Annotated in this window: 21 protein-coding genes and 1 pseudogene; 13 read left to right on the top strand and 9 right to left on the bottom strand. The window is 65.0% G+C overall.

The genetic code is table 11. The annotated features are described in order from the left end of the window. The first annotated feature begins 17 nt into the window (after positions 1-17). Positions 18-512 carry a hypothetical protein gene (locus EH199_RS15895; protein ID WP_124810245.1) on the top strand — a complete coding sequence of 165 codons (495 nt, stop codon included), beginning with the start codon at positions 18-20 and terminating at the stop codon, positions 510-512. Positions 513-515: 3 nt separating this feature from the next. Here the strand turns inward: EH199_RS15895 and EH199_RS15890 are convergent, their stop codons facing one another. From EH199_RS15890 to phhA, 6 genes and pseudogenes are all read right to left on the bottom strand, one after another. After that, positions 516-815: a 4a-hydroxytetrahydrobiopterin dehydratase gene (locus EH199_RS15890; RefSeq protein ID WP_124810244.1), complete on the bottom strand. Its 300-nt coding sequence runs from the start codon at positions 813-815 to the stop codon at positions 516-518. Next, a complete protein-coding gene (locus EH199_RS24440) occupies positions 812-964 on the bottom strand; it encodes a hypothetical protein (RefSeq protein ID WP_190287295.1) in 153 nt (50 codons plus the stop codon). The genes EH199_RS15890 and EH199_RS24440 overlap by 4 nt, the downstream gene beginning before the upstream one ends. Further along, positions 961-1,098 (bottom strand): annotated as a pseudogene (locus EH199_RS15885) (4-hydroxyphenylpyruvate dioxygenase); the annotation flags it as partial. The pseudogene EH199_RS15885 and the gene EH199_RS24440, both read right to left, overlap by 4 nt. A gap of 43 nt (positions 1,099-1,141) precedes the next feature. Continuing rightward, positions 1,142-1,804 carry an SDR family oxidoreductase gene (locus EH199_RS15880; protein WP_124810243.1) on the bottom strand — a complete coding sequence of 221 codons (663 nt, stop codon included), beginning with the start codon at positions 1,802-1,804 and terminating at the stop codon, positions 1,142-1,144. Further along, on the bottom strand, positions 1,801-3,039 hold the full coding sequence (locus EH199_RS15875; RefSeq protein ID WP_124810242.1) for an amino acid aminotransferase: 1,239 nt from the start codon (positions 3,037-3,039) through the stop codon (positions 1,801-1,803). Before EH199_RS15875 ends, EH199_RS15880 begins: the two co-directional genes overlap by 4 nt. Further along, entirely contained in the window at positions 3,036-3,896 is an 861-nt protein-coding gene (gene phhA, locus EH199_RS15870; protein ID WP_124810274.1) for a phenylalanine 4-monooxygenase, read from the bottom strand. The genes EH199_RS15875 and phhA overlap by 4 nt, the downstream gene beginning before the upstream one ends. 191 nt (positions 3,897-4,087) lie before the next feature. Here phhA and EH199_RS24435 point away from each other — a divergent pair, with 191 nt between their 5' ends. Together EH199_RS24435 and EH199_RS15865 are read left to right on the top strand one after the other, a co-directional pair. After that, the gene (locus EH199_RS24435) at positions 4,088-4,348 is read left to right on the top strand and encodes a hypothetical protein (protein ID WP_190287300.1); all 261 of its coding nucleotides are present in this window, start codon (positions 4,088-4,090) and stop codon (positions 4,346-4,348) included. Further along, the gene (locus EH199_RS15865; protein WP_223806710.1) at positions 4,345-4,815 is read left to right on the top strand and encodes an Lrp/AsnC family transcriptional regulator; all 471 of its coding nucleotides are present in this window, start codon (positions 4,345-4,347) and stop codon (positions 4,813-4,815) included. The genes EH199_RS24435 and EH199_RS15865 overlap by 4 nt, the downstream gene beginning before the upstream one ends. Before the next feature lie 101 nt (positions 4,816-4,916). On the opposite strand, the gene EH199_RS15860 is transcribed toward EH199_RS15865, so the two are convergent. Then, positions 4,917-7,352 carry a TonB-dependent receptor gene (locus EH199_RS15860; RefSeq protein WP_190287294.1) on the bottom strand — a complete coding sequence of 812 codons (2,436 nt, stop codon included), beginning with the start codon at positions 7,350-7,352 and terminating at the stop codon, positions 4,917-4,919. A gap of 164 nt (positions 7,353-7,516) precedes the next feature. Here EH199_RS15860 and EH199_RS15855 point away from each other — a divergent pair, with 164 nt between their 5' ends. The 5 genes from EH199_RS15855 (at position 7,517) to EH199_RS15835 (ending at position 12,439) form a co-directional block, all read left to right on the top strand. Further along, positions 7,517-7,960, top strand: coding sequence for a VOC family protein (locus tag EH199_RS15855; RefSeq protein ID WP_124810239.1), 444 nt, complete (start codon positions 7,517-7,519; stop codon positions 7,958-7,960). A gap of 48 nt (positions 7,961-8,008) precedes the next feature. After that, complete coding sequence (locus tag EH199_RS15850; protein ID WP_124810238.1) at positions 8,009-8,905, top strand: fumarylacetoacetate hydrolase family protein; 897 nt, start codon at positions 8,009-8,011, stop codon at positions 8,903-8,905. Positions 8,906-8,970: 65 nt separating this feature from the next. Further along, entirely contained in the window at positions 8,971-9,780 is an 810-nt protein-coding gene (locus EH199_RS15845) for an IclR family transcriptional regulator C-terminal domain-containing protein (RefSeq protein ID WP_190287293.1), read from the top strand. Beyond that, a complete protein-coding gene (locus EH199_RS15840; protein WP_124810236.1) occupies positions 9,780-10,994 on the top strand; it encodes an MFS transporter in 1,215 nt (404 codons plus the stop codon). Before EH199_RS15845 ends, EH199_RS15840 begins: the two co-directional genes overlap by 1 nt. 107 nt (positions 10,995-11,101) lie before the next feature. Beyond that, complete coding sequence (locus tag EH199_RS15835) at positions 11,102-12,439, top strand: LLM class flavin-dependent oxidoreductase (RefSeq protein ID WP_190287292.1); 1,338 nt, start codon at positions 11,102-11,104, stop codon at positions 12,437-12,439. Between the two features lie 140 nt (positions 12,440-12,579). Here the strand turns inward: EH199_RS15835 and EH199_RS15830 are convergent, their stop codons facing one another. Together EH199_RS15830 and EH199_RS15825 are read right to left on the bottom strand one after the other, a co-directional pair. Then, positions 12,580-13,284, bottom strand: a complete 705-nt coding sequence (locus EH199_RS15830; RefSeq protein WP_255420454.1) for an enoyl-CoA hydratase/isomerase family protein — start codon at positions 13,282-13,284, stop codon at positions 12,580-12,582. A gap of 163 nt (positions 13,285-13,447) precedes the next feature. Continuing rightward, entirely contained in the window at positions 13,448-14,344 is an 897-nt protein-coding gene (locus EH199_RS15825) for a LysR family transcriptional regulator (RefSeq protein WP_124810233.1), read from the bottom strand. A 115-nt stretch (positions 14,345-14,459) separates the two neighbouring features. Between EH199_RS15825 and EH199_RS24430 the strand changes: the two genes are divergently transcribed. The 5 genes from EH199_RS24430 (at position 14,460) to EH199_RS15805 (ending at position 17,553) form a co-directional block, all read left to right on the top strand. After that, positions 14,460-14,615, top strand: coding sequence for a hypothetical protein (locus EH199_RS24430; RefSeq protein ID WP_190287291.1), 156 nt, complete (start codon positions 14,460-14,462; stop codon positions 14,613-14,615). After that, positions 14,608-15,243 (top strand): glutathione S-transferase family protein, encoded by a 636-nt coding sequence (locus EH199_RS15820; RefSeq protein WP_124810232.1) that lies wholly within the window; start codon positions 14,608-14,610, stop codon positions 15,241-15,243. The genes EH199_RS24430 and EH199_RS15820 overlap by 8 nt, the downstream gene beginning before the upstream one ends. 23 nt (positions 15,244-15,266) lie before the next feature. Continuing rightward, positions 15,267-16,361 carry an alkene reductase gene (locus EH199_RS15815; protein WP_124810231.1) on the top strand — a complete coding sequence of 365 codons (1,095 nt, stop codon included), beginning with the start codon at positions 15,267-15,269 and terminating at the stop codon, positions 16,359-16,361. Between the two features lie 105 nt (positions 16,362-16,466). Then, the gene (locus EH199_RS15810) at positions 16,467-17,141 is read left to right on the top strand and encodes a peroxiredoxin-like family protein (RefSeq protein WP_124810230.1); all 675 of its coding nucleotides are present in this window, start codon (positions 16,467-16,469) and stop codon (positions 17,139-17,141) included. Between the two features lie 52 nt (positions 17,142-17,193). Next, positions 17,194-17,553 carry an SDR family NAD(P)-dependent oxidoreductase gene (locus EH199_RS15805; protein WP_124810229.1) on the top strand — a complete coding sequence of 120 codons (360 nt, stop codon included), beginning with the start codon at positions 17,194-17,196 and terminating at the stop codon, positions 17,551-17,553. The last annotated feature ends 71 nt before the right edge of the window (positions 17,554-17,624 follow it).

Here is a 17,624-nt window from a genome sequence, read left to right as displayed (position 1 = left end):
TTAGCCGACGCACGTTCATGGCCGCCGCGGCCGCAGTCCCGCTTCTGGGCGCCTGCCGCGTCCATGCGGCGACCGCCGCCAGGATCGCGCTTTACGACCCGACGCTTGCCGCAGGCAGCCAGTTTGCCAGCCGCGCCCGCGAACTGGGCTTGGAGGCGATCCCGCTGGAGCAGGACCGGGTCAGGCTGCTCCGGAGGATTTTGGCCGGCAAGCCGGTCTCGCTATGGGGCGTCTCGCGTCATGCGGATCAGTTGCTCGCGAACGGGATCATGCGCGAACACGGCTATCGCGCGCAGTTGGCCCTGCGCCATCAGGGCTATCAGCCGATCACGCCCGGATGCGGTCAGGCGAGCCGGATGGCGGCGGCAATGAGCCGCGTCGCTTCGGATCAATGGCCGACCGCTTTTGCGGAGATGGCGGCGGGACGCTCTTCCTTGTGCGAGGCAAGCCAGCGCAAGGAAATGGACCGCGCGACGATCTGCTGGTCGTTCACGCTTGCTGGGGGCGCTTGACCCTCACGTGAGGGCGGCTGCGAGAACCGAAATCTTGGCTGCTAGTTTCGTGTCCCGCTCAGACAACCCATTCGCATCGTGCGTTGTGAGCAATATCGAAACGCGTCCATAAACATTGGACCATTCTGGATGGTGGTCTGCCTTTTCAGCTTCGAGCGCGACGGCCGTCATGAACGCAAAGGCAGTCACGAAATCCGGGAAGTTGAATGTCTGGACCAGCGCATCACGCCCCGGCTCATGGGTCCAGCCACGGAGCGCGGCCAAGGCTTCCACGCGCTCCTGATCCGCAAGCCGCTTGATCATGCTATCCCGACTTTCTGATTGATGGCACCGAAAATGTGACGTCCGGCTTCGTCTTCCATCCCGCTGCGGATGGTGTCGCACAGCTTCGGCTCATTGCAACGATAGGCCGCAGGATGGATGCGCTTGAGTGCGGGGGTTGACGTTGTCACGCCAGCTCCGCCACGTTCAAGGCCCCACGCCGCAACTGATCGCGTTCGATGCTTTCAAACAGGGCCGAGAAATTGCCCTCGCCGAAGCCTTTGTCCATCTTGCGCTGGATGAACTCGAAGCCGTCAAGGCCGATGAGGTTCTCGAACAGGCTCACGTCTTCTTCCTCTCAAATTGCGTTAATGGGCAACGCGATTGGTCACCGGAATCAGAGCACCGTGAATTGCGCGGGCAGCAGGCGACACCAGGAACGAAACAACCTCGGCTATGGCATCGGGATGCGTCCAGCTCGATCGGTCGGCCTCGGGCATCGCGGCGCGGTTGGCCGGCGTGTCGATGATGGACGGCAGCAAAGTGTTGATGCGAATGCCGCTCCCGGCCAGTTCGGCAGAAAGGCTCTGCGTCAGCCGCGCCACCGCGGATTTCGAAGCAGCATAGGGTGCCATACCAGCCCCGCTCGGTTCCGCCGCAGCGGCGCCGAGCGTGACCATGGCCCCTCCGGCTTTCAGGTGTGGGAGTGTTGCATTAACGACATTAAGGGTCGTCTCGAGGTTCGCGCGGTACAATTTCCGCCACAAGGCCGCGTCGCTTGCCACGACCGGCTGCCATTCGAACGCCCCTGCAAGATGGACGACGCCATCAAGGCTGCCGAGAGCTTCTACCGCTTTGCCTATCGAGCGTTCCGCAGCAGTCGCGTCCGCCAGGTCCTCACAGACGATCGTGAGCGGTTCATCGGCACTTGTCCCTCTGACAATTCGTGCAATCTCGTGCCCCTGCCGCTCCAGCAGCGCAATCACCGCCAATCCCAGGGAGCCGTTAGCGCCGGTTACAACGAGCTTCATGCGGGAATTTCCTGCGATCTTCGCGAATTGCAGTTGCTGGCATCCCGACCAGCGATCAGATGGGGAAGCACCCCTTCCACGAAATGATCGAGGTTGGCCTGGTTGAGCCCGGCGATGTTGATCCGGCCATCATCCGGCATGTAGATGCCGTGCGTACGCCTTACGGCGGCTACCGCATCGGGGGCGATGGGAAGTCGGGAAAACAGGCCGCGCTGCTGGGCCACAAGAGCCAGAACGGGGTGGGCCGCCGCCAGCTTCTCCCGCACCGTCTGAAGCCGCTGGCGCATCCCGGTAAGTTCATCTTGCCAGGCTGCCCGCAGATCCGGATCGTCGAGGATCGTTCCGACCACCGCTGCCCCATGGTCAGGCGGCATTGACCACAGCCTTCGGGCAATGGTCAGCGCGTTGGCTTTCGCGAGGTTCAGCATCGCCGCACTCCCGGCCTGTACAAACAACGCGCCAACCCGATCGCGATACATCGCGAAGTTTTTGTCGCAGCTGTAGGCCAGGAGGACATCGGGCACGGTGTCCAGGATCAGCCTGGTGCCCCAAGCGTCCTCCTCCATCCCGTCACCCAGCCCTTGGTAGGCCAGGTCAATGAAGGGGACCACACCGCGCTCGTTGCACAGCGCTGAAAGAGCCCGCCATTGCTCGCGCGAAAACTGCGTTCCGGTTGGATTGTGGCAACAACCGTGAAGCAGCAGCACGTCACCCTGCCGCGCGTCCGACAGCGCGGAAATCATCGCGTCGAAAGCGATGCCCCCGGTGGTGGCGTCGAAGTAAGGATGAGTTCGCACCTCCAGACCGGCGCCGCTGAAGATCGGTTCATGGTTGGGCCAAGTTGGCTCGCCGAGCCAGATGCGCGCGCCGGGGCGCGCGCAAGCCATCAGTTCGGCCCCGACGCGCAAGGCGCCCGTCCCGCCGGGGGTCTGGAGGCCGAAGCGACGTTCGCCAAACCGCTCCTCGCCGGACACTAGCTGCCACACGAGCCGGGCGAAGCGCTCGTCGCCTTCGGCCCCGAGGTAAGACTTGCTGGCCTGCCCGGCGACAAGGGCCGCCTCCGCGGCCTTGACCGCGCGCATCACGGGCGTGCCGCCAGCCTCGCCCCGGTAGACGCCCACACCCACATCGACCTTGTCGGGCCGTGGATCGGCGCGGCATTGCGCGATCAGGGCCAGCAGCCCGTCCGGCTGTTGCGGCTCAAGGCCCGCAAATGCCTGATTCCGAAGCGTCATACGCCGGCCCTGGTGCGTGCGTAGTCCTGCGTGCCCGCGTGGAGAACCCGGTCGGCCGGAAGCAGGGTCCCGACCGCGATTGGCTCATGCCCGCGCAAGCGCTCGTAGATCGGCCCCAGATCGGCGTCGCGCGTTTGCTGCAGCAGGTCTTCGAAGCTCTCGATGACGAAGTAGTTCTGCTGGTAATCATCGATCCGGTACTGCGAGCGCATGACCCGTTCGAGATCGAAGGCGATGCGGTGGGGAGACGGATCGTCGAGAGCAAACACGCTTTCGCCGTAGGACGAGACGATGCCCGCGCCGTAGAGCTTGAGATCGCTGCCGTCGCGGATCAGCCCGAATTCGACCGTGTACCAGTACAGCCGCGCCAGGGCCTCTATCATGCCCAGCCGGGCGGCCCGCAGCCCCCCTTCGCCGTAGGCCTGCATGTAATCGGCGAACACGGGATGGACGAGCAGCGGGACGTGACCGAACACGTCGTGAAAGATGTCCGGTTCCTGCAGGTAATCGAACTGGTCAGGCTTGCGGATGAAGCGTCCGGCAACGAAGCGACGGTTGGCCAGATGCTCGAAGAACACCTCGTCCGGCACCAGGCCCGGCACCGCCACGACCTGCCATCCGGTCGCGCGGGTGAGGCGCTCGTTCAACTCGTCGAAGTCCGGGATTCCCGGCTTCGTCATCCTGAGCACATCGAGCCCCTCCATGAACGCCGGTACCACGCGCGGCCGGAGCATTTCGGACTGACGCTCGAAAAGGCGATCCCACATCGCGTGCTCGGCCGGAGTGTAAGTCTCCCAGCCCTGCGGGATGGTCCAATCCGGAGCCGCGCCGGGCGGCAGTTCACTTGCATTTGCCATGATGAGAATGTAGCGTACGCGCATGAAAAAACGTTTCAAATATTGCGAGTACGTCAGCAATATTGATGTAATTATATCATATTTGCAGGAATACAGATGACGCTCCATCACAACCCTTCCGTGGGAGGCTCGGGCCACGATGATGGTGGTTACGCACCACCGCGATTCGCCGCCCGCGCAGGCCGTCTGTCATGAGCGCGGCGCTCCACGGCAGCGGGCGCTCGCCCGCTTCATACCGGGCACGAATCGTGCCTAATTTCAAAGGCTTGGATTTCGTTCAGCGCGCATGGCACCTGCGTCAGGGCGAGCAGTCCGGCCCACGGCACCGCACGATCGCCTCGCGTGGTCTTGTGCCGCAGAACTCCAATGCCCGATGCCTCGGCAGGGACCTGGATGCCTTGGATCGGGCCTTGCCCGAGCACCGGCCCGATGCCGATGGGGATGTGGCTTGACCAGCAGCCGGCCGCTCGATCCGATCGACCGCAAGTTGCTTCACGAGCTTCAGCGCGACGCGTCGATCAGCCACGCCGAGCTTGCGGAGCGGGTTGGTGCCTCTACGGCGTCCTGCTGGCGAAGGATGCGTGCGCTGGAAGCCGACGGTATCCTCGGCCGTCATGTCCGCCTGGTGGATGCCGCGCGCATAGGCCGCGGGGTCAACGTCATCTGCCACATCAAGATCAAGAACCACTCGGCCGAGACTACCGAGGCTTTCGAAAACTTCATCGCATCGCGCGACGAGATCATCGAGTGCTATTCGATGTCGGGCGATTGGGACTACATGCTTCGCATCCTCGTCGCCGATGTCGAGGACTATAACCGGTTTCTCATGCGCACGGTGCTGAGACATGCCTCGGTCGCCACGGGATCGTCGCACTTCGCCCTTGCCCAGGTGAAGTACACCACGGCCGTCCCCCTGTAGGAAGCGGCCGTGGTGTGATTTGCCGGGCGGTGGTCGGGCTCGTCCGGCGCCCGGCCCAGGACCGCCCGCCGGCCACCCGCGGGCCGCTATTGCAGGCGGTGCTAGAACTTGGCGGACAGGCCCAGTCCATAGGTGCGGGGTGCGCCCAGCGTGGCAAGCGTCAGGCTGGGCAGCAGCGGCTGGGTGAAGGCCCCCGTATAGACCAGGCGGTTCGTGATGTTGCGTCCGAACGCATAGACCTTGAACGTATCGTTGGGGGCCCAGGTCAGATTGGCGTCGAGCGTGGCGAAGCCCCTCGCCCGGGAGGCATCGGTGAAATCGATGGTGAGGTAGCGCGACGACGAGAACTGGGTTGCTACGGTCGCATCGATCCGGCCTGCGCCGGCAAGCTGGAAGGTGTGAGTGTAGCTGGCAGTGCCCGAGAATTTGGGCGCCCGCGGCAAGGGACGGCCGCTGCAGTCGATGATCGGGAACGGCGTTGCCGGCGTCACGCCGCAGGCGGTGGTCAGGCCGGCGACCGCACCGCCCGCCGGGTACACGAACGAGTCGAACTTGGTGTGGAGGTATTCGCCGCCGATCTGCAGGCTGTCGTTGCTGGTGGGCCTCAGGGCCAGTTGCGCGTCAAGCCCATACACGGTCGCCCGGCCCGCATTGGTCAGCGCATTGGCGGCACCACCCACCCGGTTGAGCGTGGTGATGAACTCCTGCGCGTCCTTGTACTTCCAGTAGAAGCCTTCGAGATTCAGCTGGATGCGCCCGCCCGCGAAGCGGTTGCGCGAACCTACCTCAAGCGCGCCGACCTGCTCGGGGTTGTAGAACGACGCGGTATTCACGGTGCCGGGCAGCGAGAAGGGATTGAACCCGCCGGACTTGTGACCTGTCGCGTAGGTCACGTAGACCATGTTCTGCGGCCCTAGGTCGTATTCGATGCCGACCTTGTAGGAGGCACGGCGGAAATTCCGCACGTTGGAGAAGCTGTCGCGAGGGCAGATCGCAGCAGCGCCGAAGCAGGGGCCACCCGGGAAGAAGACGGTGGCCGGATACTGGACGAGCCCCTGGCCCTCGATGGTCTTGTGATCGACCGAATAGCGCAGCCCGGCGATCAGGCGCAACTCCGGTGTGACGCTGAACGTGGCCTGACCGAAGCCGGCGTAAGCGGTCGTGCCGAGATGGTAGAGCGTGACATTGCCGCCCGCGACCAGGCCGGCATCGGCCCGTGTGGCGATCGTCTGCCGCTCATCGAACAGATAGAACCCTGCCACGGCTTTCAGCCGGCTGTCGTCATAGGCGACCCGGGCCTCCAGCGACGCGGCATCGGACGCTTCGGGCTTGCCGAAGGGGGCGCTGTCGAAGGTGAAGATGATGTTGTTGCGGTAGTCGTTCCGGGTCCGCCGATAGGCCGGCAGGACCGTCACGGTGACGCTCCCGGTCTTCCAGTTGGCCTCGCCGCTGAAGTTCAGGAAGCGGTTGTTCACGTGCAGGTTCGTGCCGAAGTAGGATCCGCTCGGCGGAGAGTAGAGCGAACTCGTGCCGGCCGGGCAGAAGCCCTGTTGCCCCACGATCGGAGAGACGCCGGCCGACGTGGCGGCCAGGGCCAGGTTGGCATTGGGCGCACACCGGTTCAGGGCCGCCGCCATGCCATAGTAGATCGCCGAGAGTGAAGGGTCGGTGCCGTTGGCGCGCGGATCGGACGGTAACGCAACGCCAAGCTTCGCGAGGGTTGCCGCGATCGAGGGAGCGACCCCTTTGAACACGGCCGCCGAACCCATTCCACCGATGTGCGAATAGTCTCCCGAAAGGCGCAGGTTGAAGTTCGCGCTCGGCTCCCAGTAGAGCTGCAGACGGACGCTTTCGTGCTTGTCGTCGTCGGTGCCGCCATACGAGTAGCCGTTGCGATGGACGATCTGGAAGGCGCCGCGCACCGCCACGGTCGACCCCAGGGGCAAGTTCACCGCGCCTTCGGCTTTCACCAGATCGTAGTTGCCGCCCTCGAAGGCGACGTTTCCGCTGGTTTCGCCGAGCTTGGGCTTGGCCGTGATGAGGTTGACCGCCCCGCCGCTGGCGTTGCGGCCATACAGCGTCCCCTGCGGCCCCTTGAGCACCTCGATGCGCTCCAGGTCGAAGAAATTGCCTTCGATGGCTTGCGACCGGGCAACGTAGACGCCGTCCACGTTGGTCGCCACCGCCGGATTGGTGATCGGCGTCGAGGTGAAGTCCCCCACGCCACGGATGTAAATCTGGGTTGCGGCGCCCCCTTGCCCGATGACGACGCCCGGAGTCAGCTTCGAGATGTCACGCGCCTGATTGACGCCGGCCGAGCGAAGGGCCTCGCCCGAGAACACCTGGATCGCCACCGACGAGCGCTGCACCGATTCCGAACGCCGCTGGGCCGTCACGACGATGTCCGGCACGCCACCGTTGGCCGGCTGGTCTGCCTCGGCAGCGCCTGCTTCTGCCGCGCTTGCGGACAGGGGCAGGCTCATGAGAGCGGCAGCGATGCAGAGCGCGGATGCTCCGCCGTGATGAAAGCGCGTCATGCGGTTCTCTCCCTTGGCTTTTGCGGGTTCTTGATCGCGGCGCGCCGCTGCTGTCCAGCGGCGGCGGAGCATGTGTCCGGCAGCCGGACAGACGTGGGAAGTTGGTCGCGGACCCGCGTGGAGCCCGTTTATAGCCCGCTCAACGAAAGCGCCCGGAGAGCCCCATGCCGATCGTCCAAGGAATTCATCACCTCAAGCTGCCGGTGTCCGACCTGGCGCGGTCGCTTGCCTTCTACGAGCGCGTGTTCGCCGCGCGCCGCATTCCCGAAGCCGACCATCGGCGCGAAGCGGATGGCGCGCTTTACGCTCACATCCTGATAATGCCGGGCTGGGGCACGCTGCTCGAATTGCGGCTCGATCCGTCGCGCGCGCACACCCACGCCCGCTTCAACCCCATTGTCCTTTCGGTGACGGACCGCGCAGCGCTGCAGGAGTGGCGCGCGCACCTGACCGAGCTGGCCGTGCCGCACTCCGAGGAGATCACCGCGATCCAGGCCTGGCTGATCGTGGTCGAGGACCCCGACGGACACCGCCTGCGCCTCTACACCGAAGAGAAGCATGGCCCCGAGGTGAAGCCCGATGAAGGCAATCCCTGGCTGGTCGACTGAACCCGCCGGCGTGCGGCCCCATTACCCGGAAATTCGAAGGTAGAACCGATGGAATATGCACTGGGAACTGTGCTGCTCGACTCTCGCCCGGTCGCCGCCTTGGCTGCCCAGAATGGCTGGTGGCGCCTTGATCGCGTGGTCGCGGACGTGCCCGAGGGAGGGTTGCGCGCCATGATGCCACACTGGAGCAGACTGATCGGCACGCTCGACCACATCCCGGACGAACCGCTGCCCGCAGCGGCGCGGATAGACCAACCCCGGGTGCTCGCGCCACTGCTTTACCCCAACAAGCTGGTCTGTGTCGGCGCGGTCTATCGCGATCATCTCGAGCAGATGAACCTTCCGGCCGAACGCTGGGAGAAGATGCCGCTGTTCCTGCGCCCACCCACCACATCTATCGTCGGGCCGGGCCGCACCATCCGGATCCCCTGGAACGTCTCGCAATTCGACTGGGAGATCGAGCTGGCGGTCGTCCTGGCCCAGCCACTCCGCAACGCGACGGAAGCTCAGGCCGTTGCGGCGATTGCCGGGTATACGGTCGGGATCGACTTCGGCGCCCGCGACCTGCTGGACCGCGGCTCGGCCATCGGGATCGACCTCGTCCGCGCGAAGGCGCAGGACAGTTGGGCTCCGATGGGGCCGTGCATCCGCCCGGCCGGGCAGATTGCCGCGCCGCAGGACCTAAGACTCCGGCTGTGGGTGAACGGCGAGCTGAAGCAGGACAGCACAACCGCCAACATGCTGTTCCCGATCGCCGAACAACTCGCCACCATCAGCCACATCATCTCGCTCGAGCCGGGCGACGTGGTCTTCTCCGGATCGCCCGCCGGCTCTGCGCGCAGCGAGAGCGAGTTCCTGAAACCGGGCGATCGGGTCAGGGCGGAGATCGAAGGCATAGGTACGCTGGAGGTGGAAACCTATGGCGACGAGCCGGAGGCACAATGATCTGCGCCCCGACACAGGCGCCCCCGGTTTGCATACCCACGGCCCCACGCGCTACGTTTGCCCGCATGGCCGGGCAAACCAATCGGACTGATCCGCGCGACGATGCGGCTCCCATGCGAACGGTGCTGCGCACCATGGAAGTCCTGCGTGCGCTCAACACGCGCAACGGCGCGACCGTCACCGAGTTGAGCCGCCGCACCGGCATATCGCGGCCCGCGCTCTACCGCATGCTCGAGACGCTGCGCGAGGCAGGTTATGTCGGGCTCGACCTGTCGCGGCGGCGCTATGGTCTGACCATGCTCATCCGCGGCCTGGCCGAAGGCTTCAACGAGGAAGACTGGATCACGGAAGTCGCGCGCCCGGTTCTCAGGAAGCTGCAGAAGCAGGTGCTCTGGCCGGTCGACCTGGGCATCTTCATGGACAACCTCATGTGGATCCGGGAGACGACCCGCGCCGCCAGCACCCTCACGATCGACCGCGGCGTCGTCGGAAATCGCCTGCCCGTGCTGCGCGCCGCGACGGGGCGCGCCTATCTGGCCTTCTGCGGTGCCGATGAACGTGCCCAGATCGTGGCCAATCTCATCGAGGCGCGCGAGCCGGGGCACGAGTTTGCCGCGGATCGTCCGGCTTTCGAAGCCATGCTGGATCGGATCCGGGCCAATGGATATGGCGAACGCTTCGGCGAGGAGCCGCACGAATCCGGCGCCATCGCGGTTCCGATCCTGGCCGGCGATCGCGTGCTCGGCTGCGTCAACATGACGTTCATCCGCCGCAGCATGGGGCCGCAGGAAGCGGCCGCGCGATACCTCGGCCAGATGCGGCAGGCCGCAGCGGAAATCGCCTCGGGCGCTGCTTCGCTCGGCGCCGACAGCTAATGCAGGCCGGCAGCGCCTTTCGCGCCGAATTGCGCGAAGGATGGCACGAACTCGCCGCTGCCACGTTCGGGCTGGCCTTCGGGGTGGCAGGCTATACCGCCATCTCAAGCCTGTTCTTCCTGTCGCTCAGGCAGGAGTTCGGGTGGAGCAGCTCCGCGGCGGGCGTGGCCTTCCTGGTCCTGCCGCTCACCGCCTGCATCCTGCCTCTCGTCGGCAGGCTGACCGATCGCTTCGGCGTTGCGGCTGTGGCAGGTCTCTCGGCCATCGCGCAACTTTGTGCATACCTTGCCCTGGCCGCGCAAAGCGGTGCGCTGTCGTGGTACTTCGTCGCCTTTCTCGTGCTCAACCTATTGGGGTCGGGGACCGGCCCGGTAACGTACACACGCCTGATCACGAGGCGTTTCAGCCGTGCCCGAGGCACGGCGCTGGCGCTGGCGCAATTCGGCATTGCCGGATTTGCCGTCATTCTTCCCCCGGTGGTTGCCGCCGTGATCGAAGGCAGCGGGTGGCGGACTGCCTACCTTGGCCTGGCCGGTCTCACCGCGCTCGGCGCCGCTGTCGCGCAGATTCTCATGCGCCGGGACAGGACGGGTGGCGCGCAGACGAGGACGGGCGGCGAGCAGGCTGATCCGCGACTGGTGCGGCAATTGACGAGCGAGGCAATTCACAGTCGTCCGTTCTGGGTGCTGATCGCCGCAGTCTTCGCGCTGAGCGCGGGCTCGCTGGGCGTCGTGACGCAATTCCAGCCGATCCTCGCGCTGCGTGGCCTGTCCATGCATCAGGGCGGATGGCTCCTCTCGCTTCTGGCCGGCTCCGTCATGGCCAGCCGAATCGTGACCGGCCTCGTGCTGGACCGGTCTGCGCCGGCTCTGTGGGCGGCGGCTATCGTGCTGATCGCCGCCGGCGGGGCCGCTATCCTTGCTGTCGCCGGGACGAACGTGGCCGTCATCGCCGCCGGCATCGTCCTGTTCGGCGCCAGCGTCGGGGCGGAACTCGACCTGATGAGCTTCTTCTGCGCCCGCCAGTTCGATCTGCGCGCCTACTCGTCGATCTACGGGCTGCTGGCCATGGGATTCTACATCGGCATGGCCGCCGGAGCAGCGGCCTTCGGCGCGATCTTCGATCTGTTCGGCCGCGCTGAGCCGGCGCTGTGGTCGAGCGTGCTGTGCTTCATCTTTGCCGCAGGACTGTTCGCGACCCTGCATCGGCGCTGAGCGTCCGGAGACCGGACACCTCCGCCATGGCCGATTGCCCGTCCGCTGGATGTCCGAGAAGGTGACGGGGACAATCGGAGAGGATGGCAATGCCCCAGCATTCACGCATGAAACTCGCTCTGCTGATGACCGGCACGGGCACGCATATCGCCTCGTGGAGGATGGCCGGGGCGCCGGTCGGTCGCGCCACGGATGTCGGCTGGTTCGCCGAAGTCGCCCGAAAAGCGGAGCAGGCGTGCTACGATATGCTGTTCATTGCCGATTCCCTGTATGTGAACGATCATCCGACCGGGATGGAACTGCGTCATCCGCGGCATGCCCACCTCTCGCTGGAACCCGTTACCCTGCTCGCGGCACTAGCCATGGTGACAGACAGGATCGGGCTCGCGGCGACTATTTCGACCACGTACAACGCGCCGTACGGAGTTGCGCGGGCGCTGGCCTCACTCGATCACATAAGTCGCGGTCGTGCGGGCTGGAATGTTGTGACATCGCAATCCGATCTCGAAGCGCGCAACCATGGAGTGGACCTTCATGCCGGCCATGCCGAGCGCTATGCTCGCGCCGGAGCTTTCGTCGATGTGGTAAAGGGGCTGTGGGACAGCTGGGAAGAAGACGCGGTGTTGGGCGACCAAACCGCTGGCGTGGCAGTGGACCCGGGGCGCTTCCACCGGCTAGATCATCGGGGAGACTTCTTCAGCGTCGCCGGTCCGCTGAACGTGCCACGCCCTCCGCAGGGCCATCCGCTGGTCATCCAGGCCGGTTCATCCGGTCCCGGCCAGGCGCTCGCGGCTAGCAGTGCCGACGTGGTATTCACCGCGCAGGAGGACAAGGCGAATGCCCGGCGGTTCTATGCCGGCATGAAGGATCAAGCCGCTGCCGCCGGTCGCGATCCCGATCAGCTCGTGGTGATGCCCGGCGTCATGGCGGTGGTGGCCGAGACGCAGGGCGAGGCGGAAGACCGGTTCGCCAGTCTCCAGTCGCTGATCCATCCGAAGGCCGGCGTGGCCTTGCTGAGCAACCTGCTGGGCGACATCGACCTGTCCAACCTCGATGTCGACGGACCCATGCCAGCGATCGACCAGACGAACGCGTCGAAGAGCCGGCTCGAGATGATGCACCGGATGGGCATCACCCAGGGAATGACGGTACGCCAGGCCTATGAGGCGCTTGCACCAGGGCGGGGACATCTGACGCTGGTGGGCTCGGCCAGGGACGTCGCGGACACCCTGTGCGACTGGCATGCCGATGGCGCGGCCGACGGGTTCATGCTGGTTCCCGCTGTGGTTCCGTACGCGGAAGACGAGTTTGCGAAGCGCGTGATACCGCTGTTAAGGCAACGCGGCGTTTCCCAGTCCGAATATGGCTCGGGTACGCTGCGCCAGATGCTTGGAGTTGCGACCCCCGCCAATCGTTTCAGATGCCGCGAGAATGCAGCAACTTAGCGGGGCAGCAGCAGTGTTGGGCCGACGTGCGGTATGGAGCTGGCGCAGTCGTCGGCGTCGACCGTGTTGCAGCGAATGGTTGTCATCAAGGCTGCGCTTGGTCGAACGCGCAGCCCGGCGCCGACGGGCAGCGCGTTGCGTCACCCCTCTGCGGCCATGGAGCGCGCAACGTCGGCGGCGCTGATACCCTCCAGCGCGAGGCCGAATCCGGTGCCTTCATCGATCAGCCGGCGTAACGTCTGGGTCAGGGCGATACGGGTGTAGCGGCCGGTCAGCGGCGGCAGGGCGGCGATGCCGTCGGCGATCTCATGGGCGCGGGCGAGCAGGCGATCGGCGGGCACGATCTCGTTCACGACGCCATAGTCCTTCGCGGTCTCGGCATCGAGTGCCTGCCTGGTGAGCAGGAAATAGCGGCCGCGGACCGATCCTATCGCGTGGGGCCAAAGGACGTGCACGCCGTCACCGGGCACGATGCCGAATTCGAAATGCGGCTTGTCCTGGAACACGGTTTCGGGCGTGGCGAGGATGATGTCCGTCAGCAGCGCATATTCGCTATGCAGAAGCACCGGCCCATTCAACGCGGTGATCATCGGCACCTCGATGTCGAGGATGTTCGACAGCACCTTGCGGCCCTCGCGCAGGATCTTGTCGTAGCCTTGAGGGGTGAAAAAGTCGAAACCCTCTGGATTGATCGCGTCCATGAAAGCGTCGCCGGAGCCGGTCAGGATCACCGCGCGATTCTCGCGATCCTCACCGATCTGATGGAATAGCTCGACGAACTGCTCGTGCGTGTGGCCGTTGAAGATGAGCTTGCCGCCGTCGGTGTGCAGCGCGACTTCGAGCACGCCATTCTCCTTGCGGGTAAGGCGGGCGTTGGAGAAGGCGTCGCGATAGGTGTCGAACGTTGCCATGATGTGATCCTCGATTTTCGGGCCTCCGGAAGCGGTGGCGCGAGGTCCGGCTAGGCCGTTCGAGGTCGCGACAGACGATAGCGCGAGGCGATAAGGCTTATGCCTCGCCGGAATAGCTGCCCGTCATTGCCCCTTCCACAAAGCTCGCGAACTGGCGCGCCTTGGCGCTCGCCATTCTCCCGGCCGGAAAAACGGCCCAAAGGTCGATCGGTGGAAGCTTCCAGTCGGTGAGCACCCGCTTGACCGCGCCGCTTGCCAGTTCCGGCATGAACATCCAGTCCGAGCCTATCGTAAGGCCCATGTCGGCCAACACCGCCGCGCGCAGTCCTTCGGCTGCGCTTACCCGCAGCCGGCCGCTCACCGTGACCGATGCTACCGCTCCGTCCCGCCTGAACGACCACATGTTCGACAACTGGCTGTAGATGATCGTCTCATGCTCGGCCAGGTCGGCGGGGGCGAGCGGTTCTCCGACGCGCGCGAGGTAGCTGGGGGTCGCAAACACAGAGCGACCGCCCGTCGCCAGCTTGCGCGCGACTGCGGACGAGTCGGGCAGCGCGCCCATACGAAGCGAGATGTCGACCCCCTCGGCGACCAGATCGATGACACGATCATCAAGGATAACATCGATCTCCAGCTCCGGATGGTGTTCCAGGAAATGCGGCAGGAGCGGGATGATATGAAGCCGCGCAAAGGTGGTCGCCGCCGAAACGCGCAAGCACCCTGACAATCCGGCGCCTGCACCGCGCGCGGCAAGCTCGGCTTCGTCCGCCTCCTGAAGAGCGGTCTTGGCACGCTCGTAGAAGCGCTGACCGGCCTCGGTGGGTGTCAGTCCATGGGTGGAACGGATCAGCAGGCTGACCTGAAGCCTCCCTTCGAGCTGCGCGATCGTCTTGGAAACGGCCGGCTGGCCGACGTTCAGCTGGCGCGCGGCAGCCGAAAAGGAGCCGGTCTCTACCACCCGCACAAGGGTCAACATTGCCTGATACCGATCCATGCCATTCCTCCTTGGAATGACCGTTATCGCTCATGCCCTGCTGCCGTGTCGAGCGGGATAGAGGCATTTGTCTCGCACGCCTTCAGACGGACCGAAGCGATGGGAGTGCCAGATCATGCTGACGTGGCTGATACGCACCGGCACGGCGCCTGTCGTGCTCGACGGCCGTCTGCCCTTTCGGATCACCAGCGCCCCGTTTCCGGCGCTCCTTGCGCCGGCCGTACCGATGCCGCGGACCCGTCTGCCTCTCAAGGAACACGACCATGTTTGACGTCTACGCTTTCGCCACCCCCAACAGCATCAAGGTGCCGATTGCCCTGGAAGAACTCGGCCTCGACTACGCCCTGCACCGCGTCAACGTTCGGCAGGGCGAGCAGAAGGCGCCCGTTTTCGTGGCGCTCAACGCGAACGCGAAGGTTCCGGTGCTGGTCGACCCCGACGCGGCGGACGGACGTTTTGTCCTGACCGAGTCCGCCGCCATCCTGGTCTATCTCGCCGAGAAGACCGGCCGCCTGCTGCCCACGTCCGGCGAGGCGCGAGCGCGCGTATTCGAGCAGCTTTTCTTCCACGCCTCAGCTCTCGGCCCGGCGTTTGGTCAATCCGGCTTCTTCCAGCGTTTCGCCGCCGAACCGCAGCCGATCGCCATCGAGCGCTTTTCGAGCGAAGCCAGCCGCACAGCCGCCGTTCTTGACGGCGTGCTGGCGACACGCCGCTTCGTCGCCGGGGACGCGTTCACGATCGCCGATATCGCCCATTTCGGCTGGCTGTGGCGCCGCGAGTTTGCCGGCGTCGGGCTCGACGACATGCCCAATATCGTCCGCTGGTACGCCGAAATCGAGGCGCGGCCTGCGGTTCAGCGCGCCTTCGACCGGGTGAACGCGCTCGTCCCCTCCGCCTAAGCACCAATCGAGGAGCAATCGTCATGTCCAAATTGTTCACACCAATAGCGGCCGGAGCGCTGTCCCTCGGCCATCGTGTCGTCATGGCTCCGCTTACGCGGATGCGATCCGGTCCGGGCGATCGGCCGAACGCGCTGATGCGGGAATATTACGCGCAGCGGGCATCGCTTGGTGGCCTCATCATCTCGGAAGCGACCCCGATTTCGCGCCAGGGTTATGGCTATGCCGGCGCGCCCGGCATCTACGATGACGCGCAGATCGCGGGCTGGCGGGCGATCACGGACGCCGTACATGATCGCGGCGGTCAGATCGTGATGCAGCTATGGCATGTCGGACGTCAGTCGCACCCCGACATTCAGCCAAACGGCGAGGCTCCCGTTGCGCCATCGGCTATCGCGGCTGACGGCTATGGTTATGCCGCACACGGGCCGGTGCCATTCACGATGCCGCGCGCTTTGGAGCGAGCCGAGATCGGCGGCATCATTGCCGAGTTCGGCGCAGGCGCCGCGCGTGCCAGGGCGGCCGGATTCGACGGCGTCGAAATCCACGGTGCCAATGGCTATCTCCCCGATCAGTTCCTGCAGGATGGCACCAACATGCGGACCGACGACTATGGCGGGCCGATCGAGAACCGGGCGCGCTTTCTGCTTGAGGTCACCCGGGCCGCGATCGCCGCTTTTGGCGCGGATCGGGTCGGCGTGCGCCTGAGCCCGAGCGGCACGTATGGCTCGATGTCGGACAGCGATCCGCAAGCAACCTTCGGTTATGCGGCGGCCAAGCTTGACGAGCTGGGTATCGCCTATCTCCATGTTGTCGAACCACGCATCAAGGGAACGGAACTGATCGCGGCAACCAAGCCGGTCGCAGTGCGTCATCTCCGTCCCCTCTTCCGCGGCACCATGATCGCCGCCGGCGGCTTCGACCGAGCAGGCGCCGAGGCGGTGCTCGAAACAGGCGACGCCGATGCCGTGGCCTTCGGCAGGGCCTTTATCGCCAACCCCGATTTGCCCGATCGGCTCCGCCTCGGCCTTCCGCTCACGCCCTACGACCGCGCAACGTTCTACGGTGGCGATGCGCGCGGCTACACCGATTATCCTTTCCACGCGCACGCCGCCTGAGCGGCATTCCATTACGGAATGAGCGATAGTCCTCTCACACGGCTGCCGGTCCGGGCAGGATTGGCTCATCTTCCCCCCGCCACCCCAAAAACACGGAAACCAGACATGACGCTTCAAGCCAAACTCGATGCCTTCAAGGCCGATTTCGAGGCGGGCAGACCGCCTTACAATGTTCCGCCGACGGTCATCGAAACGATGCGCCGCGCAACCGCCGAATTGATCGCAAGCGGTGCCGCCACCCGCGCGCTCAAGGCAGGCGACCAGGCGCCGCCGTTCACGCTGAACGACCCGGACGGCAATCCCGTCTCGTCCGCAGACCTCCTTGCCCAGGGACCGCTTGTGGTGAGCTTTTATCGCGGCGTGTGGTGCCCTTATTGCAATATGGAGCTTCAGGCGCTCCAGGCAGCGCTCCCCGAATTCGACAAGCTTGGCGCCAACCTCGTTGCGATCTCGCCCCAGACCGCGGTGAACAGCCGCAAGTCGGTGCGGCAGAACGAACTTGGCTTTCCGATCCTGTCTGACGCGCACAACGATGTCGCCGCCGCCTTCGGCCTCCGCTTCGAACTGCCCGGCTATCTGGTTGACCTCTACAAGAGCCTGAAGAACGACCTTCCGGCATTCAACGGCGATCCGAGCTGGACGCTACCAATGCCCGGTCGCTTCGTCATCGGTCAGGACGGCACGATCCTCTATGCCGAGGTGAACCCCGACTACACCCGCCGCCCCGAGCCTGAAGATATGCTTCCGGCGCTGCGTCGCACCGCGACCTTCTCCGCGTGAATATTGCCCCCGACCGCTGTTGCGGTCGGGGACCCTCTTGGCGAGGTTTCGGATGTCTCGAACTTTCCTCATCACCGGCGCCAGCAAGGGCATCGGTCTGGCGCTTGCGCACCGGTTGACACGCGGCGGACATCAGGTTGTCGGCCTTGCACGCAATGCTGGATCAAATTTTCCCGGAGTGCTTGTGCCCGTTGATCTCGTCGATACGCGGGCGACCGATGACGCGCTGAAGGATCTCACGGCTCGCTTTCGCTTCGACGGCGTGATCAACAATGTCGGTCTTGTCCGCCCGCAGCGGCTCGATGCGGTCGAACTGACGGTGCTGGACGAGGTCCTGCGCGCCAATCTGCACCCCGTGTCGGTGCCGGATGTATTCTCCCCAAATGTGCCGAATGAAAATTCCCCAGTTTGAGGTCAGCGCCAATTCGCTCCGGGGTTAACCCCGGAGCGAATTGGCATCGATCTTCACATGCTACTCGATGC

This window comes from Novosphingobium sp. LASN5T (assembly GCF_003856955.1).
Lineage (GTDB): Bacteria > Pseudomonadota > Alphaproteobacteria > Sphingomonadales > Sphingomonadaceae > Novosphingobium.
This window is presented reverse-complemented; position numbering and strand designations above follow the sequence as displayed.